We start from the raw sequence: 399 nt of genomic DNA on the forward strand, positions 1-399 counted from the left end.
CGGTCACCACGGTAGGATTCATGACTGGGGTGAAGTCGTAACAAGGTAGCCGTATCGGAAGGTGCGGCTGGATCACCTCCTTTCCAGAGCTTCTCGCACAAGTTGAGCGCTCACGCTTATCGGCTGTTGATAAAGACAGAAAGACTGTCTGTTAGCGGTTTAATCGGTTATAATGCCGGCCGCTTTCGATAATCATCAATGACAAACATTCGAATGAAGTTTGGTTCGAGTTTTTCTCATTGGCGATTGAGCCAGTCAGAGCGGTACGAAAGTATCGGCTGTCGTTCTTTAACAATCTGGAAGAAGCAAGTAATTTGGATAGCGGAAGCGTCTTGAGATGGACGTGAAAGTTATCCGGGTTGTGATTGTATCGATGTATCTCAAGATGATTCGAACTCT

The 399-nt window shown here is 46.4% G+C and carries 1 rRNA gene; it reads left to right on the forward strand.

What is annotated here, in order from left to right:
* Positions 1-83, forward strand: a 16S ribosomal RNA gene (locus CFB45_RS38075); the annotation flags it as partial.
* Positions 84-399: the final 316 nt, after the last annotated feature.

The organism is Burkholderia sp. HI2500 (genome assembly GCF_002223055.1).
Taxonomy (GTDB): domain Bacteria; phylum Pseudomonadota; class Gammaproteobacteria; order Burkholderiales; family Burkholderiaceae; genus Burkholderia.